21 protein-coding genes are annotated in these 24,953 nt (G+C 35.9%); 11 read left to right on the top strand and 10 right to left on the bottom strand.

Going from position 1 to position 24,953, the window contains the following annotated elements:
- Positions 1-203: 203 nt before the first annotated feature.
- Both fabA and ACGH47_RS07245 read right to left on the bottom strand, forming a co-directional pair.
- Positions 204-725, bottom strand: a complete 522-nt coding sequence (gene fabA, locus ACGH47_RS07250) for a bifunctional 3-hydroxydecanoyl-ACP dehydratase/trans-2-decenoyl-ACP isomerase (protein ID WP_267352518.1) — start codon at positions 723-725, stop codon at positions 204-206.
- A gap of 152 nt (positions 726-877) precedes the next feature.
- Entirely contained in the window at positions 878-2,650 is a 1,773-nt protein-coding gene (locus tag ACGH47_RS07245) for an AAA family ATPase (protein WP_411623079.1), read from the bottom strand.
- A gap of 188 nt (positions 2,651-2,838) precedes the next feature.
- On the opposite strand from ACGH47_RS07245, the gene ACGH47_RS07240 reads away from it, so the two are divergent.
- Entirely contained in the window at positions 2,839-4,611 is a 1,773-nt protein-coding gene (locus ACGH47_RS07240) for a DUF3413 domain-containing protein (protein WP_411623078.1), read from the top strand.
- Between the two features lie 205 nt (positions 4,612-4,816).
- Here the strand turns inward: ACGH47_RS07240 and pdxT are convergent, their stop codons facing one another.
- Together pdxT and pdxS are read right to left on the bottom strand one after the other, a co-directional pair.
- Positions 4,817-5,407, bottom strand: coding sequence for a pyridoxal 5'-phosphate synthase glutaminase subunit PdxT (gene pdxT, locus ACGH47_RS07235; protein WP_411623077.1), 591 nt, complete (start codon positions 5,405-5,407; stop codon positions 4,817-4,819).
- A 2-nt stretch (positions 5,408-5,409) separates the two neighbouring features.
- Complete coding sequence (gene pdxS, locus ACGH47_RS07230; protein WP_267352531.1) at positions 5,410-6,297, bottom strand: pyridoxal 5'-phosphate synthase lyase subunit PdxS; 888 nt, start codon at positions 6,295-6,297, stop codon at positions 5,410-5,412.
- Between the two features lie 148 nt (positions 6,298-6,445).
- Here pdxS and ACGH47_RS07225 point away from each other — a divergent pair, with 148 nt between their 5' ends.
- The 4 genes from ACGH47_RS07225 to ACGH47_RS07210 all read left to right on the top strand — a co-directional run bounded on the left by ACGH47_RS07225 (position 6,446) and on the right by ACGH47_RS07210 (position 10,381).
- Positions 6,446-7,846, top strand: a complete 1,401-nt coding sequence (locus tag ACGH47_RS07225; RefSeq protein ID WP_411623076.1) for a PLP-dependent aminotransferase family protein — start codon at positions 6,446-6,448, stop codon at positions 7,844-7,846.
- Positions 7,847-7,875: 29 nt separating this feature from the next.
- Entirely contained in the window at positions 7,876-9,096 is a 1,221-nt protein-coding gene (locus ACGH47_RS07220) for an MFS transporter (protein WP_267352587.1), read from the top strand.
- Between the two features lie 269 nt (positions 9,097-9,365).
- Complete coding sequence (locus tag ACGH47_RS07215; protein WP_081299178.1) at positions 9,366-9,629, top strand: SemiSWEET family transporter; 264 nt, start codon at positions 9,366-9,368, stop codon at positions 9,627-9,629.
- Positions 9,630-10,078: 449 nt separating this feature from the next.
- Entirely contained in the window at positions 10,079-10,381 is a 303-nt protein-coding gene (locus ACGH47_RS07210; protein ID WP_411623075.1) for a DUF1161 domain-containing protein, read from the top strand.
- Positions 10,382-10,536: 155 nt separating this feature from the next.
- Here the strand turns inward: ACGH47_RS07210 and asnA are convergent, their stop codons facing one another.
- The 4 genes from asnA to lipB form a co-directional block, all read right to left on the bottom strand.
- Positions 10,537-11,529 (bottom strand): aspartate--ammonia ligase, encoded by a 993-nt coding sequence (gene asnA, locus ACGH47_RS07205; protein WP_411623074.1) that lies wholly within the window; start codon positions 11,527-11,529, stop codon positions 10,537-10,539.
- 242 nt (positions 11,530-11,771) lie between these two features.
- Positions 11,772-12,185 (bottom strand): hypothetical protein, encoded by a 414-nt coding sequence (locus ACGH47_RS07200; RefSeq protein ID WP_065559367.1) that lies wholly within the window; start codon positions 12,183-12,185, stop codon positions 11,772-11,774.
- Between the two features lie 296 nt (positions 12,186-12,481).
- A complete protein-coding gene (gene lipA / locus ACGH47_RS07195) occupies positions 12,482-13,441 on the bottom strand; it encodes a lipoyl synthase (RefSeq protein ID WP_267352536.1) in 960 nt (319 codons plus the stop codon).
- A gap of 9 nt (positions 13,442-13,450) precedes the next feature.
- Positions 13,451-14,071: a lipoyl(octanoyl) transferase LipB gene (lipB, locus tag ACGH47_RS07190; RefSeq protein WP_267352537.1), complete on the bottom strand. Its 621-nt coding sequence runs from the start codon at positions 14,069-14,071 to the stop codon at positions 13,451-13,453.
- A gap of 376 nt (positions 14,072-14,447) precedes the next feature.
- Between lipB and aceE the strand changes: the two genes are divergently transcribed.
- From aceE to lpdA, 3 genes are read left to right on the top strand one after another with little or no spacing between them, the layout of a single operon-like run.
- On the top strand, positions 14,448-17,114 hold the full coding sequence (gene aceE, locus ACGH47_RS07185) for a pyruvate dehydrogenase (acetyl-transferring), homodimeric type (RefSeq protein ID WP_267352538.1): 2,667 nt from the start codon (positions 14,448-14,450) through the stop codon (positions 17,112-17,114).
- A gap of 12 nt (positions 17,115-17,126) precedes the next feature.
- Positions 17,127-18,731 carry a pyruvate dehydrogenase complex dihydrolipoyllysine-residue acetyltransferase gene (gene aceF / locus ACGH47_RS07180; protein WP_411590202.1) on the top strand — a complete coding sequence of 535 codons (1,605 nt, stop codon included), beginning with the start codon at positions 17,127-17,129 and terminating at the stop codon, positions 18,729-18,731.
- A 16-nt stretch (positions 18,732-18,747) separates the two neighbouring features.
- Entirely contained in the window at positions 18,748-20,172 is a 1,425-nt protein-coding gene (gene lpdA / locus ACGH47_RS07175; protein ID WP_411623073.1) for a dihydrolipoyl dehydrogenase, read from the top strand.
- 61 nt (positions 20,173-20,233) lie between these two features.
- Here lpdA and manA read toward each other — a convergent pair whose 3' ends face one another.
- Both manA and ACGH47_RS07165 read right to left on the bottom strand, forming a co-directional pair.
- Positions 20,234-21,061, bottom strand: a complete 828-nt coding sequence (gene manA, locus ACGH47_RS07170) for a mannose-6-phosphate isomerase, class I (RefSeq protein ID WP_411623084.1) — start codon at positions 21,059-21,061, stop codon at positions 20,234-20,236.
- A gap of 2 nt (positions 21,062-21,063) precedes the next feature.
- Entirely contained in the window at positions 21,064-21,420 is a 357-nt protein-coding gene (locus ACGH47_RS07165; protein ID WP_411623072.1) for a type I phosphomannose isomerase catalytic subunit, read from the bottom strand.
- 416 nt (positions 21,421-21,836) lie between these two features.
- On the opposite strand from ACGH47_RS07165, the gene prfA reads away from it, so the two are divergent.
- Genes prfA through kdsA form a run of 3 tightly spaced genes read left to right on the top strand, consistent with a single transcriptional unit; the run spans position 21,837 to position 24,627 of the window.
- Positions 21,837-22,922, top strand: coding sequence for a peptide chain release factor 1 (gene prfA / locus ACGH47_RS07160; RefSeq protein ID WP_267352540.1), 1,086 nt, complete (start codon positions 21,837-21,839; stop codon positions 22,920-22,922).
- Positions 22,919-23,755 (top strand): peptide chain release factor N(5)-glutamine methyltransferase, encoded by an 837-nt coding sequence (gene prmC, locus ACGH47_RS07155; RefSeq protein ID WP_267352541.1) that lies wholly within the window; start codon positions 22,919-22,921, stop codon positions 23,753-23,755. The genes prfA and prmC overlap by 4 nt, the downstream gene beginning before the upstream one ends.
- 17 nt (positions 23,756-23,772) lie before the next feature.
- Positions 23,773-24,627, top strand: a complete 855-nt coding sequence (gene kdsA, locus ACGH47_RS07150; RefSeq protein ID WP_324123836.1) for a 3-deoxy-8-phosphooctulonate synthase — start codon at positions 23,773-23,775, stop codon at positions 24,625-24,627.
- The last annotated feature ends 326 nt before the right edge of the window (positions 24,628-24,953 follow it).

Here is a 24,953-nt window from a genome sequence, read left to right as displayed (position 1 = left end):
TACCTTGAATAGCAAAAAATACGAATGAAAAATCATTAACCTAAAGAAAATTTGTATTCAATAGTTAATTTTTTAAGACAATAAAAACGGGCGAGAATATATTATTATACAAGGGATAAATGTATCATCAGAAACTGCTTGGATAATCGATATTCAAGGTAGCCTTACCGAATAATGTGTAAGGCTAGTTAAAATCAAAAAAATTAAAATTCGCTGGTATCTTTGAATAACCCAACTTTAAGATCGGTAGCTTCGTAAATCAATTTACCATCTACATAAACTTCGCCATCACCGATTCCCATAATTAACTTGCGGTTAATCACACGTTTAAAATGGATTTTATAGGTAACTTTTTTGTTTTTAGGTAATATTTGACCTTTTAATTTTAATTCTCCAACCCCAAGAGCTCGACCTTTACCCTTACCGCCAATCCAGCCAAGGTAAAATCCGACTAATTGCCATAAAGCATCAAGCCCAAGACAACCAGGCATTACAGGATCATTTTTAAAATGACATTTGAAAAACCACAAATCTGGATTGATATCAAGTTCTGCTTCCACATAACCTTTATTAAAGTTTCCACCTTCTTCATTCATTTCGATAACACGGTCCATCATAAGCATTAAATCTGATGGTAAAGGCGGTCCGTCATGACCAAAAAGTTCACTATTTCCTGATTTAATCAGATCTGCTTTATCGTACGAAGATTTACGTTCAAATGTCATAAAAAAACCTTTTATTTTCTGTCATTACTTACATGATTATAAAAATAATTATTCAATAAAATATTATGAATAACCAATACTGTAAAATCCTTTGCCGCTTACTAAAATGTTACATCTCAACCAAATTCGGCTTTCAAGTTTATTGGGTATTACTATTTTTTGCAATATCTTTGCCATTTTGCAAACCAACCATCTTGTTTTTTATCTTGTAATAGCATAGTTTGCATACGTGCATAAATAAGCTTATAAAGACTAATTGCATTATCATCTTTATAAGGAATTCCTGTTAATAAATAAAGTGCATCCGCAATATGTTCAACAGTCCAAATAGAAAACTTTTCTTGAGCTATTGCTTCAATCACATTATCACTCAAGCACAAATGGCGTTGATTAGATGCGGGAATAATAACGCCTTGCTGACCGGTTAACCCCTGATGCTGACAAACAGTAAAAAAACCTTCAATTTTTTCGTTGATACCACCAATTGATTGTACATGACCAAATTGATCTACCGATCCGGTAACAGCTAATTGTTGATCGATAGGCTGACCTGAAAGCGCACTAATAATTGCACATAACCCAGCAAGCGATGCGCTGTCTCCGTCAATTTCATTATAAGATTGTTCAAATACTAAAGAGGTTGAAAAAGGTAATTGATGATTAATAGCAAATTCTGACATAATAAAAGCCTGCATGATCATCATACCTTTAGAATGAATATTTCCTGCAAGTTCAGTTTTGCGCTCGATATCAATTAACTCACCGTCTCCAAAATGAACAAGGCAACTTAAACGCGTTGGCTCACCAATCGCTAAAGGATAGCCAGGATATTCAACAACAGATAAACCATTAATTTGACCAACAACCTGATCTTGAGTATTAATCATGATCTGTTTATTAAAAAACTCTTCATGAAATCGTTTTTTAAGATAATCTTCACGCCATAATTTATTCTTAGTCGATGAAGCCACTGATAACTCATCAATAACCTCATTTTTGGCATAATAACTAGCATTAACTAATAAACCATGAACCCAATCAATCGAAAGGGGAAGATAAAACTGATCGCCTGTAAAACGCACCGCTTCTTGATATATTTTGTTAAAGGCGGATGGTGCAATACTTGGCAAATGAAATTTATCAGCAATAAATTGTAAATAATCTAGCCACGTAGTGAGCTTGTCAGATGAGGTAATCTGCAATTCATTTTCAAATTCAGCATAGATAGACGTATTATAAAATTCTGGATCAAAATCCTGTAATTCAGCTAAACTTAGCCGATCACCAACCAATATAATTCTTAAATCCAGTGGCATTGAAGGAATAGATAACGGCAATGGATGCGACTCATCAGCTGAAAACCAGTCGAATTCCTGTTTAAATACCATCTGCTTTAATTTAATCAATAAAGTAGGTTGGCTTAATAAAGATCGTAAACCTAAAATTAAAACCCCACCATTAGCCTGATGCACTAAACCTGGATCGAGTTTAATTGGGCTATTCTCTGGTTGTCGAACACAACCAAATAATTTCTCGCCGTCAACATAACTTGATGCTAAACAATCATCTAAAATGGCAAAGTTATCCTGCTTGCTTTTGGCCTCAGTCAAAGTGACTTTATTATCATTAATAAAATAGCTGTAACCCAACGTTGAAGAGGACGCATGTAATTTAACTGCTTGTTTTAACAAATCAAAAAATAGTTCACTTTCTGACGCTTTCAGTAACATAAAACGAGGGTGATAACTTGCTCTTTTACTCGGGCATAACATGGATAATGCAGACGCAATCCGAGGTTGCCAAGAAAGAATATTGTTTGACTTTTCTATCACAGATTTAGTTTCTGCTTTACTAGGGTTACCAAGCGCACTAATCTGAGACAAATCAGGTTGGATTTGATGTATTTTAAGTTGTGAGATAGCCAAAATTATTATCTTTGTTGTTAGCGAATTTAATCCTTAAATTATAACAAGTATCGATTATAACGCCAAGATCATACCAAAATCTTTATGCTAACAAATAAAAAAATTACAGAAAGATTTTTCAAAATCAGGTAAACTGTAAAGTATCTTACAGTAAATATTCTTCATTACTATCGTTACCAATAATAAATATGCTCAAACTCAAAAATAATCATATCAAAGATACCCAATCCTCACAAATTGTAAGCTGGGGACACTGGTTTACATTATTTAATATTTTTGTTGTTATATCTTTGGGTAGCCAATATTTAATCATTGCAGACTGGCCAAGAACATTTATGGGGCGGTTTTATGCAATCATTAGTGCAATTGGGCATTTTAGCTTTTTAACGTTTATAACCTACCTCATATTACTTTTTCCATTAAGCTTTTTTATTCACTCAGCGCGTTGGCATCGAATATTAGCAACCATAATTGCCACATTAGGAATCGCCTTACTTTTAGTTGATATTGATATCTTCTCGCATTTTAGAATGCACTTAAATTTATCCATATGGCAGTTATTTACAGCGCAAAACGCCACTTTTTTAAGTAGTGCGTTTATAATTATTCCATTTATTTTATTAATTGAAATATTATTTGCATTATGGAGTTGGAAAAAATTACGCAGCTTAAATAAGCGTAAACGTTATGCAAAACCAGTCGTGGTTATATTTATTCTTTGTTTTGTCTTTTCGCATCTGATTCATATTTGGGCCGACGCAAATTTTTATCGCCCAATAACCATGCAACGTTCAAGCTTACCATTATCCTATCCATTGACCGCAAGACATTTTCTTGAACGATATGGATTTATGCCAGAAAATGATTACCGAACTCGGGTCAGCCAAGAAGGTAATCCTTTTGCTATTGCTATAGAATATCCTCTTGCACGGCTGAGTTATGATGAAAAACAAGCAACCCAAAATATACTAATGATAGTTATTGACGGATGGAATAGTCGTTTATTAAACGACAACATGCCATGGTTAAATGAATTTGCGAAAGAAAACCTTAAATTTACGGATCATTACTCTGCAAGTAACCAAACAAATATTAATAAATTTTCATTATTTTATGGACTCGATCCCAACTATTACAACAGCATATTAGCGGGTCATAAACCTTCAGTACTATTTGATGCTATTAATTATCGTCATTACAACTTAGGGATGTTTTCGTACGATGGATTTGATGAACCATTGTATCGATATGCATTGCTATCCAATTTTTCAATACCGCCGGCAAAAAAAATGACTAATAAACAGGTTACTGATAATTGGATGGCGTGGCATGATGAACAAAATAAATTAGAAAATCATGCACCACTATTTTCACTGGTACAATACTCACTCGGCGTAAAACATAAAAATATACCGCTAAAAGAACTTGAAACAGAAGCAAGAAAATTAGATCAATATCTTGAATCATTAATAGCGTATTTAAGACTAACCAATACCTACGAAAACACCGTAATTGTCATTACCGGAACCAATGACATCACTATAAAAGAAGCGAAAAAAACAGCGATACGTAATGACGACATTAATTACAGCCGAGAATCACTTAATGTGCCACTGATTATCTCATGGCCAAATAAAGAACCCGCTCAAATCAGCCGACTAACATCGCAAACTGATATTATGCGCACCTTAATGCAAGATGTGCTTTATGTTAACACCTCACCACATTTATATAATCAAGGTGAAAACTTATTTAACAGCAAGCCACGGCAATGGATAGTGGCGGGGAACGAAAAAGAAATCGCTGCACTATACAATGATAAAACAATTGTTTTAGATGGATTTGGACGATCTAAAATTTACGATATCAATAATACACTACAAAAAGAAGAAAAAATAAGTCTTCCTATATTTTTACAAATTGTCACGGCAAACCGTCGATTTATGGTGGTGTCCAATTAAAATTTGTTTACTTTATATAGGTAAGAATTGAGACTTGAATTTAATTTTGTTGAGTTTCATAAAAGTAATCTTGGTTATAAAAAGAATGAACCATTTTTCGGTTAGCATAATATACATTTTGTCAATGTTTTCTATACACATAGGGATAAACTATTTAACCTGTATTATTAAATATCTATCCCTTGTCTTTTGAAAATACTTCCCATCAACATTTATCAACAAAATATTTCATCACCCGATTATCGTTAGATAGCTCGGGATGAAATGAGCAGACTAAAATATTATCTTGTTCTGCCATTACACAGTGATCATCAATAAATGCCAGTTGTTTTACTGAGTTACCTGCATGGATGATATAAGGAGCACGGATAAAGATGGCTGGAATGTGCTTGCCAATTGACGCTATATCTAAAAAGGTTTCAAAACTTGCTACTTGCCGACCAAACCCGTTGCGTTCAACGGTAATATCCATTAATTCAAGAAGTTCAACTTCATGATGAGTGGTTGTCATACCACAAAGAACTAAGCCGGCACAGGTGCCTAAAATACCTTTGCCTTGACGGGCAAATTCTTTAATGGGGTCAAATAGTCCATTTTGTTTAATTAGTCGGCTAATTGCGGTAGATTCCCCGCCTGGAATAATTAAACCATCTAACCCTGCTAAATGGTCAGGTTTTTTTACTGTTACCGCAATCACATTTTCGATACTCAGCAACATGGTTATATGTTCACTAACTGCGCCTTGTAAGTTAAGCACGCCAATTTTTTTTAACCGTAAGGGTTTGAGTGATTGCATCGTTACCATCCTCGTTCTTGCATTCTTTCGGATTCAGACAATTTACTGATCTCAATGCCTTTCATTGCCTCACCTAATCCTTTAGATAGTTCTGCTAAGCGTGGATAATCGTCATAATACGTCGTTGCCTGTACAATCGCTTTTGCAAATTTTTCAGGATGTTGCGATTTAAAAATACCCGAGCCAACAAAAACGCCGTCTGCGCCAAGTTGCATCATCAAGGCTGCATCGGCTGGGGTTGCAATGCCTCCGGCAGCAAAGTTAACAACAGGTAATTTACCCAACTGTTTGATTTGTATGACGAGTTCATAAGGCGCACCAATTTCTTTTGCCAATGTCATTAGTTCATCTTTAGATTTACTGTTTACTAATCGAATTTGTTCGTTCACTCTGCGCATATGGCGTACTGCTTCAACGATATTACCTGTCCCCGGTTCCCCTTTTGTGCGTAGCATGGATGCCCCTTCACCTATACGACGTAGTGCTTCGCCTAAATCACGACAACCACAAACAAAAGGTACGGTAAATTCATCTTTGAGTAAATGGTACTGTTCATCGGCAGGTGTTAATACTTCGCTTTCATCAATATAATCAACGCCCATTGATTCTAAAATACGGGCTTCAACAATATGACCAATGCGCGCTTTTGCCATAACAGGAATTGTAACCGCATTCATCACAGCTTCAACAATAGTTGGATCTGCCATTCGGGCAACACCGCCAGCAGCACGAATATCTGATGGAACCCGTTCTAGTGCCATAACGGCGACAGCGCCAGCTTGTTCAGCGATTTTGGCTTGTTCTGCATTCACCACATCCATTATCACGCCACCTTTTTGCATTTGTGCCATACCCCGTTTTACGGTCTGTGTTCCGATAATTTTATTCATCACGTCTCCTGATTTAAATTAATTAATGCTTAGTTATGTATTATTTAAAATTAACGATAGGTAAGATACAGCCAATTGGACTATAATAAGGTCATCCAATTTTTTATGCGTTGTCTGGCAAGGTTTAAAATGTTGAGTAATCGATAACATGTGGAATCATCAGAAATTAAATGCCTATCAAGGCGCACTTTTTAATAAAGTAAGTCAACTAATTGAATATTATATTGAGCAAGGCATATTGATTGCTGGCGAACGATTACCATCAGAACGTGAACTTGCTAACATTTTAAACATCAATCGAACAACGGTGGTTCGTGCTTTGGATAATCTCTCTGAACGAGGACTTTTAATCCGCAGGCAAGGAAGTGGAACATTTGTTAATGATAAAAAATGGGGTGTTCAGGCGTATACTTCAATAAATTGGCGGTTACCAGCACGTTTTTACCAAAATAAACAATCTCGTTATCAACAAAAAGTCGAACTCATACGACGTCAGCAATCTAACATCATCGATCTTGCTAATGGGGACTTACCCACAATTTGGATGCCCAAATTGTTATTACCCAATATCAGCTCAGATGAGCTTATCATGCATGAAAAAAATAGTGACCAATTACAGTTAGGTTTGCCAGCACTAAAAACGCAAATAGCCAATTACATGCAACAACGTTTTGCTATGTCGGTAGAGACATCTCAAATACTCATTACATCAGGCACACAGCAATCACTATTTTTAATTACTCAGGGATTACTTAAATCAGGCGATGCAATTGCTATCGAATCGCCTTCTTATTTTTACTCTTTGCCACTTTTCCAAGCAGCAGGGTTACGCTTATATGGGATTGAGTGCGATAATGAAGGTATTACCTTAGACAGTTTAAGTAAAGTCGTTAGTCAGCAACCCATAAAATGGCTGTTTCTCAATCCTATCTTTCAAAATCCATTAGGTTTTGTGATGAGTGATAAACGCAAAAAAGAAATATTAGCATTTTGTCGTTCGCAATGTATTGGTATCGTTGAAGATGATGCTTATAGTGGTTTAGCATTTAATTCTCAATTATCCATTTCACCCATTAAAAAGTTTGACCACCATAATCAAGTTATCTATTTAGGATCGCTTTCTAAATATATTGGTCGAAATATACGGGTAGGTTGGATGATAGCACCTCGTAATATTATTGAAAATCTAGCGAATATTCGTCAACATATCGATTCTGGGTTGAGTATTTTGCCGCAATTATTGGCAGAAGAATATCTAAAAAATCATTATTTCATTCATCAACACTTTTTGAGTGAACAGCTCAATTTTAAAGCGAATCAATTAATGGTATGGCTCAATAATTATTTTGATGACACAATAAATTATCAAAAACCTTTAGGTGGTTTTCATTTATATGCCCAATTACCTGTTAAATCATCACAACAAGAAATCGCTATTTTAAATCAATTGCTTGCTCAAAATATTATCGTATCACAAGGAAGTGATTATGGTGATAAATTAGGGTGGATACGTTTAAGCTATGGACATTTCAATCAGAATTTGGTTTGATCTTAAAAAATTACTATTATTTTTATGTTATGCAATATTCAACAAAACGCTCAATATCAACAAAAAAACTTTTATTTATTGCCGGTACAGGCTGGCTGTTTGATGCGATGGATGTCGGATTACTGTCGTTTATACTCGCCGCTTTAAAACAAGATTGGGGATTAAGTCCTGAACAACTTAGCTTAATTGGCAGTGTCAATTCTATCGGTATGGCGATAGGCGCTTTTCTGTTTGGGATCTATGCGGATAAAAAAGGACGTAAATCGGCATTTTTATTTACTTTATTAATGTTTAGTATTGCCAGCGGATTAAGTGCATTTGCTTGGGGACTGGCAAGTTTAGTTATTTTACGTTTTTTTATTGGTATGGGATTAGGCGGTGAATTACCGGTTGCTTCTACTTTAGTAAGCGAAAGTGTCGAGCCTGAACATCGGGGTCGAATTGTCGTATTACTTGAAAGTTTTTGGGCTGTCGGTTGGATTTTAGCTGCTCTAATCGCTTATTTTCTTATTCCTATTCCGGCAATAGGTTGGCGAGGAGCGATGATTATTTGCGCTATCCCTGCGTTTTATGCGCTTTACTTACGTTTTAACTTACCCGATTCATCGGCTTTTAATAGTTTGAATGCAAACTCTAAAAATGATTCGGTAATTAAAAAAGTTAATTCATTACTCACTTCAGAGTTTCGCCGTTCGACCATCATGTTATGGATAGTATGGTTTTGTGTGGTTTTTTCATATTATGGCATGTTTTTATGGTTACCTAGTGTCATGATGATAAAAGGATTTTCCATGATAAAAAGCTTTCAATATATTTTAATTATGACATTTGCTCAGTTACCGGGGTATTTTTCGGTTGCTTGGTTGATTGAGCGAGTAGGGCGTAAATGGGTGCTAATCACCTATTTATTAGGTACATTAATTAGTGCCTATTTATTTGGTGAGGCTAAATCTGTTAATCATTTACTCGTGTATGGTGCATTTTTATCATTTTTCAATTTAGGTGCTTGGGGTGCTATGTACGCTTATACTCCAGAGCAGTATCCTACCAATATTCGTGCAACAGGTTCAGGTATTGCCGCTTCGGTTGGACGAATAGGGGGAATATTAGGCCCTCTCATGGTTGGTTTTCTAATGGCTAAAGATATTCGTTTAAGTGTGATTTTTGGGTTATTTAGCTTATCTATTTTAATGGCAATAATGGCTATTGTCCTATTAGGTAAAGAAACAAAGCAAACACCATTAACCTAACTGTTTCCTAAAATGTGAGTTGTATAAATTCAGTGTTGACCTATACTAGTAAAGTCATCCGGTCGTTTCGTGTGATAAATAAATGATAAACATGAAGCGATAACACTGAATTTAACTTTAACGTTGATACCGTTGCTCAAATCTTTTCGTTCTTTATTAATTAATCTTTAGTCATGAATGAGTTTTATATCATTTAAACGTTTTCATTCAAAATGATGAGTATTGCAGTTATTAACATTATCGATTTAACTAATCATTAGGAGGTCATTTTGTATCTTTCAGCAAAAGCTTTCCATTATCTGGGTATTATTGCAACCATTGCTTCACTGGGTATGTACATTTCTTACATTCCACAAATCATTGATAATTTACAGGGTATGAAATCGAATCCTACTCAGCCATTAGCGGCAGCAATCAACTGTTCCTTATGGGTCAGTTATGGTCTTTTACGTGAAAAAAAGGATTGGCCTATTGCGATAGCGAATTCACCGGGGGTGATTTTTGGTCTTATCGCTTTTTTTACCGCCTTATAATTGTCAATGAAAGCGGAAGTATTTGCTTCTGCTCATTTATCTGAAGTCTTTTTTCGTCTATTTAATCCGTCTTAATTTAGCCTAATTTTAACAATTTAATACTTGATTTTTTCTTTAAAATAATATCATTTTTGAGGTCGTTTATTATTTAATCTGAATGATAAATTATTAATAATTAATAAGATAAAGAGTTATCAACAGGTTTGTTAAATACTTATCAAATAGTACAGTGCATAATTTTGATGTTACTCACAGCATCAATAATTATGTTTAAAAGTTACCGCCTATCCGATTATTCGTGTACCTATTTGAAAAGGGTATTTGAGTTTATTTGTCTTAAAATCTGCTATGATAAATGTATGGCAAAGTTAATCGTTATCATTTAATAAGTAATTATAACAATTTGATTTATTATATTTTAATTTCATAGAATATTATTAAGGAAAGAGATGAAAAAAGTAGTTTCTGTTTTGATGATATGTATGCCAACATTTGCGCTGGCATCAAATTGTGACGCTATTTGTGCTGATATTGCTGAAAAAATTGAAAATAATGGTGTAAAAACGTCTGACTATATGTTAAAAATTTCACCCACCGATATTGCCGATCAAGTTGAAGGTAAAATTGTCGGATCCTGTGAAGCCGGACAGAAAAAAATTATTTATCTTCGGTTAAATCATGTCTCAGCGGAATTTTTAGATTTATCATCAGAACATCATTCAAGGGTCATTGAATGTACAAAAAGAAGGTGATTTAAAGCAAAGTACAGAAAACAAAATTGAATGAACAGCGTGAATAATTGAAGAGGGATAAAGTTATGTTATTCGGTGATCTAAGCAGGTCATTTTTCTAATCAGAAGTGAGTAATATCTCTTCTACCATGAAAATAGAAGAGATAATCATTACATTATAATAAATTAGTGTAATTTTGATGAGTTACTTCGTTCCAAACACTTGATTGTACTTGTCCAATATGTTTTTGTTGTAAAAGTAGCATCGCTAAACGAGATTGACCAATTCCGCCCCCTATAGTTTGAAGTAGATCACCATCCACTAAAGCTTTATGCCACGCATATTGTAAACGATCTTCATCATTGGTTGCTTTTAATTGGCGTTTTAAAGCTTCTGGATTAACTCGAATTCCCATAGACGAAATTTCAAACGCACTATTTAAAATTGGATTCCAAACTAAAATATCGCCATTTAAACCTTTTGATCCCATTTCATTATCGCTACTCCAATCATCATAGTCGGGTGCACGTACATCGTGTTTTTCATTGTTAGACAAATCACCCCCTATACCGATTAGGAACACAGCGCCAAGCTCTTTTGTGATGGCATTTTCACGTTCTTTAGGTGATAAATCAGGATAACGTTTTAATAATTGCTCACTATCGATAAATGTGATCGATTCGGGTAAAAATCGTGATAGATGATATTTATCGGATACTGCACTTTCAGTCGCTTTGATGGCGGCATAGATCTTTTCGACAGTTTGCTTTAAATACCCTAAATTACGATCTTCTGGTCGCATTACTTTTTCCCAATCCCATTGGTCAACATAAACAGAGTGAATAGGGGAGAGTTGATCTTCGTCGGGGCGTAATGCTTTCATATTCGTATACACGCCTTCGCCGACAGGAAAATGATGCATACTTAATATTTTTCGTTTCCATTTTGCCAGCGAATGAACAACTTCAAATTGTGATTGAGGAATAGCTTTAACTTTAACTTGAACGGCTTTTTCAGTTCCCGATAAATTGTCTTGTATCCCATCACCTACTTGACTTAATATGGGGGCTTGCACTTCAATAAGCGATAAGTTTTTTGCTAATTGTTCAGCAAAAAATTGTTTTACAAAACTGATACGTTGTTGTTGTTCTTTAAATGATATCGTCATGTTTACTCTTCAATTATTAGTTAATCCAGATAGCTAAATTAAACTAGAAAATAAAAATATGCAAGTTAGAACATATCGGCACTTTTTCAAAAATACTAAGCAAAATAGTTAACGAGTTTACTTTGGACTTTTCATCAATGATAGGAGCCGATATTAAATGTAAAAACTAAAAATTAAAACGCCTAATAAGACAAGATATTAGGCAATATTTTAATAACACCAGAAAAAGATAAATGGGTTAATTATTGATTAATATAGGTGGTAATAATATTCGCTAAATTTGGTTTTTGCCATTTTGCGGTCAGCACAAAATTAGGCACTTTAAATGGATATCGTTTATTTTCAGTAGTTGTAAATTCAAATTTGCTGTTAATCCAACCTTTTTTGAAGGTCATATTTGAAATTGATGTCATCGGTATTTGGAGAACATTATAGGTAAAATCTCCTGTTACAGTTAAACCTATTAAAATAATTTCATTGGAATCAAAATAAATAAGGTAATTTTTAATATCTAAAACAGCTAATTCCTGATAAAGTGCAAATTTCCAAAATTTTGGGTTGATACAACCATAAATTACTGATGAGCTGTTAAAATTGGGTAATTCAAATTTTTCAAATAATGCGTTAATGTTTTCTAACTTTAAGCCTTCGTTCATGTTAATATTCCTTATGTATCGAGAATTTATTTTTAGTTATTATTAAAAAAAATTATTTTTTAGTTTATATACTGTTTAATGTTGGTTCTAAGGATTTTCGTATTTTACTCTAATGAAATGTTTCATGATATTACAAAGTAGTGAAATAATTGTTTTATCTTCCGTTTTTCGTCATAGGTAATATTCTTTTTTTCAAAAAAATTTTGCAACGATTTTATAGCAAAAGTTTTAGATTCTGAATCTGTTTTAAAATCAGCTTCCATTTCGGCACAATATAACCCGTTTTTTTAAATTTATTATTTCACTTCTTTACCCATAGCCTGTAAATCAGCATGATACGATGAACGGACAAAGGGGCCACATGCGGCATGAGTAAATCCCATATTTAAGGCAATTTGTTTTAATTCATCAAATTCTGATGGTGATACATAACGCTCAACAGGAAGATGATATTTACTTGGTTGTAAATATTGCCCTAAGGTTAACATTGTCACACCATGACTACGTAAATCTTTTAAGACTTGAATAAGTTCTTCATTTGTTTCACCCAAACCAACCATTAAGCCCGATTTTGTTGGAATATCCGGATGTTTTTCTTTAAAGGCTTCTAATAACTTTAAAGAGCCTTCATAGCTAGCACCGGGGCGTATTTTTTTGTATAAACGAGGAATATTTTCAAGATTATGATTGAAAACATCGGGTGGGTTTTGACTTAAAACTTCGACAGCTTCATTTATGCAGCCTCGAAAGTCTGGTGTTAAGGTTTCGACTTTAATAGTCGGGCTTAATGCGCGAATCTCTTTTGTACATGCTGCAAAATGACTTGCACCACCATCTTTTAAGTCGTCTCGGTCAACCGAGGTAATAACCACATAGCGCAATCTCATCTCTTGAATCGTTTTAGCAAGTTTAATGGGTTCTTCATGGTCTGGTGGTAATGGTCTACCGTGCGCAACATCACAAAATGGGCAACGGCGTGTACATATATCACCTAAAATCATAAAAGTAGCCGTTCCGTGATTAAAACATTCCGCTAAATTTGGACAAGACGCTTCTTCACAAACCGAATGTAAACCATGTTTACGCATAGTATTTTTTATATGGGCAATATTATCACTGTTAGCGGATAATTTAATTCTCATCCATTCAGGTTTTTTTAAGGGGGCAGAATCTTCCACCGTAATAGTTGGAATTAAACGTGTTTTATCTGCATCACGGTATTTTGAGCTTCGGATTATTGGTTCATCATTTTGCATAATTTTATCTTATTGATTTTGTAACTGGCTAATAAAGTTATCCGTTAATTGTTGTTTAATAACTTTGCGATCGATTGAAGAGACATATTCTTTTAATTGTGTCATTTGCAATCCAGCATAGCCACAAGGATTAATATAAGTAAAGGGAGTGAGATCCATATCAATATTTAAAGCAAGTCCATGCAATGTGCAACCACGTTGAATGTGCAAACCAAGTGAACAGATTTTTTTTGTATCAATATAGACGCCAGGTGCATCAGGTTTGGCATAGGCTATGATATCATAATTAGCTAAAGTTTGTATGATACTGTTTTCCAGATAACTGACCATATCACGAATGCCAAGTTTTGCTCTTTTTAAGTCAAACAAAATATACATAATTTGCTGACCGGGAGCATGGTAGGTGATTTGTCCACCTCGATCAGTTTGTACGACAGGAATATTGGTTTGTTTAAGTAAGTGTTCAGGTTTACCCACTTTACCTTGAGTAAAAACAGCATTATGTTCGACAAGCCAAATTTGATCTGGCGATTGATTATCACGACGTTGAGTATACTCATGCATAGCTTGATACGTTTGCATGTAAGGTTGTAGGTTCAAATCTTTGATAATGATGTCTTTCTTAGTCATGCTTGTTTTTTTCAATCTCTACGTTGCATTGCTTTAAAATTTACATTTATATATCAGATTTTACTATAGCTTGACAACCTATGCTTGAACAAGGTATAACCATATAAATAATTCTTTAGTTTTTCACTTCTTAAAAACTCTTTTATATCAATAGAATATGTGTTCAAAGTTATATTTATTGGAATAGTTGATTAATTTGATAGGAATTAACATTCTTTTCTAAACTCAGGTTTACTTTACTTTTTTTGTGAAAATGGCAGACTGATATTAGTAAAGCTCCATAGTGCAGAATTGAAGCTAATATATTTAGTTATGCTTTTGTGATAGCTAAGGATAGCAAAAACTGCATTTTTTTTAACAAAAAAGAGGTTTTTATATGTCGGACATGCAAATGAATGATATCGATCCATTTGAAACGCAAGATTGGCTTAAAAGTATCGAGTCAATTATCCGTGAAGAAGGTATCGAACGTGCTCAGTACATTATCGAACAAATAGTCAACAAAGCGAGAGATGGTGGTGTTCCACTACTTTTCGGTTCTTCAACAAGTAATTATATCAATACCATTCCAGTAGAAGAACAACCTGCTTATCCAGGGGACTGGGAGATTGAAAGGCGCATTCGTTCAATTGTTCGTTGGAATGCTATCATGATGGTATTACGAGCATCTAAAAAGGATTTAGAGCTTGGCGGTCATATGGCTTCATTCCAATCGGCAGCCACTTTTTATGAAGTCTGTTTTAACCACTTCTTCCGTGCACGTAATGATAAAGATGGTGGTGACTTGGTCTACTTCCAAGGTCATATTTCACCGGGTATCTATTCTCGTGCTTTCATCGAAGGACGTTTGACTGAAGAACAATTAGATAATTTCCGTCAAGAAATTCATGGTAAAGGTTTACCATCTTATCCGCACCCTAAATTGTTACCAGAATTTTGGCAATTCCCAACCGTATCAATGGGATTAGGGCCGGTAAGTGCTATTTATCAAGCTCGCTTCTTAAAATATTTAAATCATCGTGGACTAAAAGATACCTCTGAACAAACTGTGTACGCTTTCTTAGGTGATGGTGAAATGGATGAGCCAGAATCTAAAGGTGCAATTACGGTGGCAACCCGTGAAAAACTGGATAATCTAGTATTTGTTGTCAACTGTAACTTACAAAGACTTGATGGCCCAGTTACCGGTAATGGTAAGATTATCAACGAACTTGAAGGGATTTTTGCTGGCGCAGGTTGGAATGTTATTAAAGTGCTTTGGGGTGATCGTTGGGATAAATTATTACAAAAAGATAAATCAGGTAAATTGATTCGTTTAATGAACGAAACCCTTGACGGTGACTATCAAACTTTCAAATCAAAAGATGGTGCTTATGTGCGTGAGCATTTCTTTGGTAAATATCCTGAAACGGCTGAATTAGTAAAAGACATGAGCGATGAAGAAATTTTCAGACTCAACCGTGGTGGTCAAGATCCAGAGAAGATGTTTGCTGCCTTTAGTCGTGCTAAAGAGACTAAAGATCGTCCTACCGTGATATTAGCACATACTATCAAAGGCTATGGTATGGGTGAAGCCGCTGAAGGTAAAAATATTGCTCACCAAGTGAAAAAAATGAATATGGACGGCGTTCGTCATGTTCGTGATTTCTTTAACATCCCGGTTAATGATGAATCACTTGAAAAATTACCTTACATTAAATTTGAAGAACATACACCAGAATATAAATATATTCATGAACGTCGCCAAGCATTACATGGTTATGTACCTTCACGATTAACTAAATTCTCAGGCACAGTGTCAATTCCACCGTTAAGTGAATTTGCACCACTTCTTGAAGAACAATCAAAAGAAATTTCGACCACTATTGCTTTTGTTCGTGCGCTTAACATCATGCTTAAAGATAAAGATCTTGCACCACGTTTAGTGCCAATTTTAGCAGATGAAGCAAGAACATTTGGTATGGAAGGTTTATTCCGTCAAATTGGTATTTATAATCCACATGGTCAACAATATACGCCACAAGACAAAGAACAAGTGGCTTATTATCGTGAAGACGAAAAAGGGCAAATTCTACAAGAAGGTATTAATGAATGTGGTGCAACCGCTTCATGGCTTGCAGCCGCAACATCTTACAGTACCAACGACTTGCCAATGATTCCATTTTATATTTACTACTCAATGTTTGGTTTCCAACGTATCGGTGACTTAATGTGGGCTGCTGGGGATCAACAAGCACGTGGATTTATGATTGGTGGGACTTCAGGACGAACAACGTTAAATGGTGAAGGTCTACAACACCAAGACGGTCACAGTCATATTCAATCTTTAACTATTCCTAACTGTATTTCATATGATCCAGCTTACGCTTATGAAGTAGCAGTAATTATGCAAGATGGCTTACGCCGTATGTATGGTGAGCAAGAAAATGTTTACTATTACATTACCACATTGAATGAAAACTATGCACAACCTGCAATGCCAGAAGGTGTTGAAGACGGTATTCGTCGTGGTATCTATAAACTCGATACGGTTAAAGGTAAAAAAGGTAGTCCAACTGTTCAATTATTAGGTTCAGGGGCAATTTTACGTCATGTTCGTGAAGCGGCAGAAATTTTGGCTAAAGATTACGGCATTGGATCCGATGTATATAGTGTTACTTCGTTCACTGAATTGGCTCGTGAAGGTCAAGATTGTGAGCGTTATAACATGTTACATCCAAGTGAAAAACCAAAAGTACCTTATGTAACACAAATTATGAATAATAACCCAGCCGTGGTTTCAACAGACTATATGAAACTGTTTGCTGAGCAAATCCGTGCCTTTGTACCAGCTGAAAGTTACAGAGTACTGGGTACTGATGGTTTTGGTCGCAGTGATAGCCGTGAAAACTTACGCCATCATTTTGAAGTGGATGCATCTTATGTTGTTGTTGCAGCATTAGGTGAGCTTGCTAAACGTGGTGATATTAAAGCCAGCGTTGTTGATGAAGCGATTAAAAAGTTTGAAATCAATGCTGACAAATTAAACCCACGTATTGCATAAGAGGTAACCAACATGAGTATTGAAATTAAATTACCTGACATTGGCAGTGATGAAGTCGAAGTCACCGAAATCCTTGTAAAAGTGGGAGACAAGGTAGAAGTCGATCAATCATTATTAACGGTTGAAGGCGATAAAGCCTCAATGGAAATCCCTGCGCCACAAGCAGGGATCGTAAAATCTATCTCAGTCAAAGTCGGCGATAAAGTTAAAACTGGTGTCGATATTATGGTATTTGATACCGAGAATGGCGCAGAATCTGCGCCAGCTCAAGCAGAGTCTGCCCCGAAAGTCGATGTTGCTCCAGCGGCTGCAACCGTAAGTCAAACAGTCGATGTTAATGTGCCAGATATTGGCGGTGACGAAGTCGAAGTGACCGAAATTTTAGTGAAAGTCGGTGATACTATATCGGTAGATGATTCACTTATTACTGTTGAAGGCGATAAAGCCTCAATGGAAATACCTGCCTCTATCGCAGGTGTGGTTAAAACGATAACAGTTAAAGTTGGCGATAAAGTGAAGACAGGTTCCAAAATTATGGAATTTGAAACGGCATCCAGCAGTGCGCCAGCTAACGCTGCAACTGCAACGCCAGCGCCGACAGCACCAGAAAAATCAGCTTCAGTTGCTGCACCGGTGAGTAATGTTTCTACTCCTGCTGCAACGGCTTCTACAACGGCAAGTAATGATTTTGTTGAAAATGATGCATATGCACATGCAACACCTTCTGTTCGTCGTTTAGCGCGTGAATTTGGCGTGAATCTGGCTAAAGTATCACCAACAGGGCCTAAAAACCGAATCCTACGTGAAGATATTCAAGCTTACGTTAAAAATGCGGTGAAACAAGTTGAGAGTGGTACAGCAGGCGGAGCATTACCGGGATTATTACCATGGCCGAAAGTTGATTTTAGCAAATTTGGTGAAACTGAAACTTTACCATTAACTAAAATCCAAAAAGTGTCAGGAGCAAATTTACATCGTAACTGGGTCATGATTCCTCATGTTACTGAATTTGACGAAACCGATATTACGGATTTAGAAGCATTCCGTAAACAACAAAATGCCGAAGCAGAGAAGAAAAAACTTGATCTTAAAATCACGCCATTAGTGTTTATTATGAAAGCGGTGGCAAGTGCATTAACTGCTTATCCACGTTTTAATAGTTCATTATCGGAAGATGCGCAAACCTTGATTATCAAAAAATACATCAATATTGGTGTCGCAGTTGATACGCCAAACGGTTTAGTCGTACCGGTATTTAAAGATGTCAATAAAAAAGGCATCGTTGAGTTATCTCGTGAACTTGCCGAAATCTCGAAAAAAGCTCGTGAAGGTAAATTAACCGGTGCGGATATGCAGGGCGGATGTTTTACAATTTCAAGTTTAGGTGGTATTGGTACAACTTCATTTACCCCAATTGTGAATGCACCTGAAGTCGGTATTTTAGGGGTGTCACGCTCAAGTATGAAACCTGTATGGAATGGTAAAGAGTTTACGCCACGTTTAATGTTACCTTTATCTCTGTCATTTGATCATCGTGTGATTGATGGTGCAGACGGTGCACGCTTCTTAAGCCATATTGTTAACGTCTTATCTGACTTACGTCGATTAGTGATGTAGTTTAGGAGAATAAATTATGAGTCAAGAAGTTAAAACACAAGTGGTGGTTTTAGGTGCTGGTCCAGCAGGTTATTCTGCTGCGTTCCGTGCCGCCGATCTTGGATTAGACGTAACGTTAGTTGAACGCTATTCTACATTGGGTGGCGTATGCTTAAATGTGGGATGTATTCCTTCTAAAGCACTTTTGCATGTAGCTAAAGTCATGGACGAAGCCAAATCACTGACAGAACATGGAATTCATTTTGGTACACCTAAACTTGAACTGGATAAAGTTCGAGGTTGGAAAGAGAAGGTCATTAATCAGTTAACTAATGGATTAGCAGGTATGGCTAAAATGCGTAAAGTCAATGTTATTCAGGGCGAAGCGCAATTTACCGGTAGTCATACTATGGATGTGACATCTGCAAAAGGTATTACTAAAATTACGTTTGATAATGCTATTATTGCAGCTGGGTCTCGACCAATTAAATTACCTTTTATTCCGCATGATGATCCTCGTATTTGGGATTCCACAGATGCGCTTGCTTTGACAACCATTCCTAAAAAATTATTATTAATGGGTGGGGGAATTATTGGGCTTGAAATGGGCACGGTTTATCATGCCTTAGGTTCAGAAGTTGATGTGGTTGAAATGTTTGATCAGGTCATTCCTGCTGCTGATAAAGATGTGATCAAAGTCTTTATAAAACAGATTCAGGATAAATTCACCTTACGTCTTGAAACAAAAGTAACGACGGTTGAAGCAAAACATGATGCGATTTACGTCACTATGGAGAAAAAAGACGGAACCACTGAAACACACACTTATGATGCCGTATTAGTGGCAATTGGACGTTCGCCAAATGGAAAACTAATTAGTGCTGAAAAAGCCGGCGTGAACGTTACTGATCGTGGTTTTATTGAAGTCGATAAACAAATGCGCACCAATGTTCCACATATCTATGCTATAGGTGATATTGTTGGTCAACCAATGCTTGCGCACAAGGGCGTTCACGAAGGACATGTGGCTGCTGAAGTGATTGCGGGCAAAAAACACTATTTTGATCCAAAAACGATTCCTTCTATTGCTTATACTGAGCCAGAGGTTGCTTGGGTTGGTTTAACCGAAAAAGAAGCGAAAGAAAAGGGTATCGATTATGAAGTGTCTATCTTCCCATGGGCAGCATCTGGGCGAGCTATCGCATCGGATTGTTCACAAGGGATGACTAAGCTGATCTTCAATAAAGCAGATAATCGCCTTTTAGGTGGCGCAGTCGTTGGTGCTAATGGCGGTGAATTGCTTGGAGAGATTACCCTTGCGGTTGAAATGGGGTGTGATGCCGAAGATATAGCCTTAACTATTCATGCGCATCCAACACTTCATGAATCAATTGGACTTGCTGCTGAAATTTATGAAGGAACGGTAACTGATTTACCGAATCCGAAAGCAGTAAAAAAATAGTTTATATTCAGTCATTCTATCTATCTTAAAATTTATGCCGTCAATGATTGACGGCTTTTTTTTAATCACTCACTTTTGCAAAACATCCTTTCCCACTATAACTATAATATTTGGCATGATACGCAATAAACACCGATTCCCCTTTATTTAAAGTGAGTACTTCATGTTTTGTTGTTAATGTAATAGCACCATCTACACAAAATAGGATTTGAGGGCTGTTGACTTTTTCTTTTCTTAATTGAAGATCACTTTGAATGATTTCAAATTTAAAATCATTAACGGGAACAGGAAAATCAATTTTATTATGATTAATTAACGGATTAATTAGCAGTTCACTAGCATCAGTACTGCTAAAGTTCGTATTCGCTATTAATGCGTCAATATCAATAAACTTATGGGTTAAACCTGCTCTTAAAACATTATCTGAATTTGCCATCACTTCAAAACCGGTTCCCGATAAATAACAATGCGGTGTTTGGGCATGTAAAAACATCGCTTGAGATGGCTTGAGTTCAATCACATTTAAAATTAAAGGCATAAACAAACCAATATCGTTAGGATAATCTTTTACCAGTGTATGAATGGTTAAAAAAGGCTCTTGATTGAAACTTCTAGTACAGGCTAATAATTGATGAATAGCTTGTAATTTTTGGTCTGGTGAAAGATTCAACAAGAATTGAAAAAAGTGTTTCAGTTGTTTTGGATAAGGATTATTTTGTAATTGTGCTAATTCATGGTTAAAGATAGGGATAGTTATTTGCGAAAAAAATGATAATATTTGCTCAATCGGTCGAAACGAATTCATGGCTTTAAATGGCGTGAGTGCATACAATAATTCTGGTTTATGATTGGGATCTTTAAAATTTCGGTTTGGTGAATGAAGATCGATACCTAATTTATTTTCTTTTCAAAACCTTTTTTTGCATCAGCTTTAGTCGGATGAACCTGAATTGAAAGGGGTTTATTTGCTGCGAGTACTTTGAATAAATAGGGAAGAGTACCGAAAAGTTGATAAGTATTTTTACCCAAAATCTGCAATGGGTTTTGATTGATAAGCGCATTAAGATTTATCTTTTCGCCATTTAAACCGATAATCTTTGAACAACCCAGAGGATGTATACCCATCCATATTTCAGCCATCGGCTTTTGGCTTGGGTTTTTAATACCAAATAAAGTCGTAATACTATCGATACTTCCCCAATCATAATCTTTAATACAATTTTCAAGTTTCCATATCGTTTGCTTCATATTATCAACCTGTAAAAGAGTGAATGTGATGCGAATATTGATATTTAAGCTTATTCCTTCTTAATAAACGTTATTTAACAGTAAAATCTGTGCTTTAAACCGATCATTTAGCATATTTTTAGTTATCTTTTCCTGTATTCATAAAAAGCGTTGAATAAAGTAAAGACCTTTTAACAAAGTAATCAATCAACTGAATTATAGTAACGTCTAAGCAAATTTTTGAAAAGATTAAAAAGTGATTTTTGTGAAATGAATAACACTTTTTGAATGTCTGTGTTTAAAATAAAATTCTGAGATATTTCACAGTATTATTAATAGTTGCAAGGATGAAAAAGTAGGGAAACTGTATTTTAAAGGCGATTAAGTATATAATGCCCCGCAAATTCATTTATTCACGATTAAAAATAGACTTTTATATGAAACCCTCAATTATCAGTAAGTTAGAAACTTTGCAAGAGCGCTACGAAGAGGTTCAAGCGTTATTGTCTGATGCCTCGGTGATTGCCGATCAAAATCGATTCCGTACTCTTTCTAAAGAATATGCACAATTAACGGGTGTGGTGAAATGTTTTACAAGTTGGAAGCAGACTCAAGAAGATATTGAAACTGCTAAAATGATGCTTGCCGATCCTGAAATGAGTGAAATGGCTCAAGAAGAGTTAAATGAAGCGTTAAACCGTATCGAAGAGCAAGAAAAGCAGTTACAAGTTTTATTATTACCTAAAGATCCCAATGATGATTATAACTGCTTTGTTGAAGTTCGAGCTGGAACAGGTGGAGATGAAGCAGCAATATTCGCTGGCGATCTTGCAAGAATGTATACAAGATATGCAGAATCCCGTCATTGGCGAGTTGAAATTATGAGTGCCAATGAGGGTGAGCATGGTGGCTATAAAGAAGTGATTATGTTAGTCAGTGGCGACGGCGTTTATGGTAACTTAAAATTTGAATCGGGTGGTCATCGTGTGCAGCGTGTACCTGAAACAGAATCGCAAGGTCGTATTCATACATCTGCATGTACGGTAGCGGTGTTACCTGAAATTCCAGAAGCAGAAATGCCTGAAATTAATCCCGCTGACTTAAAAATTGACACTTATCGTTCGTCTGGGGCAGGGGGTCAGCACGTTAATACAACCGATTCAGCTATTCGTATTACGCATATTCCAACAGGAATTGTGGTTGAATGTCAGGATGAACGTTCTCAACATAAAAATAAAGCTAAAGCGATGTCGGTGTTAGCAGCACGAATCCAAGACGCTGAAACCCGAAAACGCCAACAAGAAGAGGCGTCGACCAGACGTAACCTTTTAGGTACTGGTGATCGTTCAGATCGTATTCGAACCTATAACTATCCACAAGGACGAGTAACAGATCATCGTATCAATTTGACGATTTATCGCTTAGATGAAGTTATGGAAGGCAAGTTAGAAATGTTAATTGATCCAATTGTACAAGAATATCAGGCAGACCAGCTTGCTGCATTATCGGAACAAGATGAATGACTTATTTAGAGTGGCTTAAATATGCATCTCAAACCTTAAGTGAAAGTGAAAGTCCCAAGCGTGATGCGGAAATACTATTGAGTTTTGTGACGCACAAAACGCGAACATTTTTAATGGCGTTTAGTGAAACTTCATTATCAGACGATGAGTTAACGCGCCTCAATGCATATTTAGCTCGTCGGCAAGCGGGTGAACCGATTGCTTACATTACCGGTGAAAAAGAGTTTTGGTCTTTAAAATTTAATGTGTCGGACTGTACCTTGATTCCAAGACCAGATACCGAAAAATTAGTTGAGCTGGGATTAGAATACCTACCTAAAATTCCCTGTGAAGTTTTAGATCTTGGAACAGGTACAGGAGCCATAGCCATTGCTATGGCAACAGAGCGCCGAGACTGTCTTTTTACTGCTGTTGAAAAAAATCGAGATGCGCTAATATTAGCTCAACAAAATGCGACACAAATCGGTGTAAATAATGTTTATTTTTTACAAGGTGATTGGTATAAACCACTAAAAACCCGTAAATTTTCGATGATAACATCCAACCCGCCTTATATTGAGCCAACAGATATTCATCTATCTCAAGGTGACGTTCGTTATGAGCCAAGAACAGCACTTGTGTCAGACGACGATGGACTTGCGGATATAAAGTTAATTGTCAAAGGGGCTACCAAACATCTGAATCAATATGGTTGGTTACTAATCGAGCATGGTTGGAAGCAAGGCTCTGCAGTACAAACGATTTTCAAACAACATGGATTTCAATTAGTTGAAACCTTCACAGACTATAGTGGCAATGATCGAGTGACGCTTGGTCGTTGGTTCAAACCTTAACTAGGAAACAATTTATGATGAAGCAAAAACAAGTAAAAGTCAGGGATATTACGGTCGCAAATGATCTTCCATTTGTGTTATTTGGTGGTATGAATGTGCTTGAATCACGTGATTTGGCAATGAAAATTTGTGAGCACTTTGTGACGGTCACGGATAAACTCAACATCCCTTATATTTTCAAAGCTTCGTTTGATAAAGCGAATCGTTCTTCTGTTCATTCCTATCGTGGCCCTGGTTTGGAAGAAGGTATGAAAATTTTTCAAGAATTAAAACAACAATTTGGCGTAAAAATCATTACTGATGTTCATACCGAACAACAGTGTCAACCCGTTGCCGATGTTGTTGACGTTATTCAACTACCGGCTTTTTTAGCCAGACAAACCGATCTCGTTGTGGCAATGGCGAAGACAGGTGCCGTCATTAACGTTAAAAAACCACAATTTGTTAGTCCCGGACAAATGGGCAATATAGTTGAAAAATTTGAGGAAGCAGGCAATGATCAAATCATTCTTTGTGATCGTGGTAGCTGCTTTGGTTATGATAATTTAGTGGTTGATATGCTTGGCTTTAATATCATGAAAAAAGCCAGCCATGGTTCACCGGTAATTTTTGATGTCACTCATGCCTTACAATGTCGTGATCCTATGGGAGCAGCATCTGGTGGACGTCGTGGACAAGTGACCGAACTTGCTCGTGCAGGCATGGCAGTGGGTATAGCAGGGCTATTTTTAGAATCACATCCTGATCCAAGTCATGCAAAATGTGATGGACCTTCAGCACTTCCCTTAGCTAAACTTGAGCCATTTTTAAAACAGATGAAAGCTATTGATGAGTTAGTAAAAAGTTTTGATGAAATTAATACTGAAAATTAAAATTGATTGATGTGATTAAATCCCTATTAATAAATTAAATTTTATCAATAGGGTTTAATCTCAGTATTGGTAATAAGAATTTTTTGATTTTTCTTTTTTCTCTCCCTATATTTTCATTTCTGACAAGCAAATTTATTTAAACATAGGATTTATACATCTGAATGCGTTAAGCGATCGTCTGGGTTAGTTGAAAACTCTATTAATCTTTTCTTATTTTTTAATATAAAAAAAGTTGTGATATTTATCGAAAAATTAGAAAAAAAAAGGGGTATTTTGGTGATTCGGATCACGATTTAACAACATTTAATTTGATAACCAAAATATGT

Source organism: Gilliamella sp. CG16 (assembly GCF_046635785.1).
In the GTDB taxonomy this organism is placed as follows: Bacteria; Pseudomonadota; Gammaproteobacteria; order Enterobacterales; family Orbaceae; genus Gilliamella; species Gilliamella apicola_I.
Note: the sequence above shows the minus strand (reverse complement) of the source record. Positions and strands in the feature narration are given on the sequence as shown.

Bases quoted from the DNA above. Each gene is read 5' to 3' on its own strand.
- fabA (WP_267352518.1), bottom strand. From the start codon at position 725: ATGACATTTGAACGTAAATCTTCGTACGATAAAGCAGATCTGATTAAA.
- ACGH47_RS07240 (WP_411623078.1), top strand. From the start codon at position 2,839: ATGCTCAAACTCAAAAATAATCATATCAAAGATACCCAATCCTCACAA.
- pdxT (WP_411623077.1), bottom strand. From the start codon at position 5,407: ATGCAATCACTCAAACCCTTACGGTTAAAAAAAATTGGCGTGCTTAAC.
- pdxS (WP_267352531.1), bottom strand. From the start codon at position 6,297: ATGAATAAAATTATCGGAACACAGACCGTAAAACGGGGTATGGCACAA.
- ACGH47_RS07225 (WP_411623076.1), top strand. From the start codon at position 6,446: ATGTGGAATCATCAGAAATTAAATGCCTATCAAGGCGCACTTTTTAAT.
- ACGH47_RS07220 (WP_267352587.1), top strand. From the start codon at position 7,876: ATGCAATATTCAACAAAACGCTCAATATCAACAAAAAAACTTTTATTT.
- ACGH47_RS07210 (WP_411623075.1), top strand. From the start codon at position 10,079: ATGAAAAAAGTAGTTTCTGTTTTGATGATATGTATGCCAACATTTGCG.
- asnA (WP_411623074.1), bottom strand. From the start codon at position 11,529: ATGACGATATCATTTAAAGAACAACAACAACGTATCAGTTTTGTAAAA.
- ACGH47_RS07200 (WP_065559367.1), bottom strand. From the start codon at position 12,185: ATGAACGAAGGCTTAAAGTTAGAAAACATTAACGCATTATTTGAAAAA.
- lipA (WP_267352536.1), bottom strand. From the start codon at position 13,441: ATGCAAAATGATGAACCAATAATCCGAAGCTCAAAATACCGTGATGCA.
- lipB (WP_267352537.1), bottom strand. From the start codon at position 14,071: ATGACTAAGAAAGACATCATTATCAAAGATTTGAACCTACAACCTTAC.
- aceE (WP_267352538.1), top strand. From the start codon at position 14,448: ATGTCGGACATGCAAATGAATGATATCGATCCATTTGAAACGCAAGAT.
- aceF (WP_411590202.1), top strand. From the start codon at position 17,127: ATGAGTATTGAAATTAAATTACCTGACATTGGCAGTGATGAAGTCGAA.
- lpdA (WP_411623073.1), top strand. From the start codon at position 18,748: ATGAGTCAAGAAGTTAAAACACAAGTGGTGGTTTTAGGTGCTGGTCCA.
- ACGH47_RS07165 (WP_411623072.1), bottom strand. From the start codon at position 21,420: ATGAAGCAAACGATATGGAAACTTGAAAATTGTATTAAAGATTATGAT.
- prfA (WP_267352540.1), top strand. From the start codon at position 21,837: ATGAAACCCTCAATTATCAGTAAGTTAGAAACTTTGCAAGAGCGCTAC.
- prmC (WP_267352541.1), top strand. From the start codon at position 22,919: ATGACTTATTTAGAGTGGCTTAAATATGCATCTCAAACCTTAAGTGAA.
- kdsA (WP_324123836.1), top strand. From the start codon at position 23,773: ATGAAGCAAAAACAAGTAAAAGTCAGGGATATTACGGTCGCAAATGAT.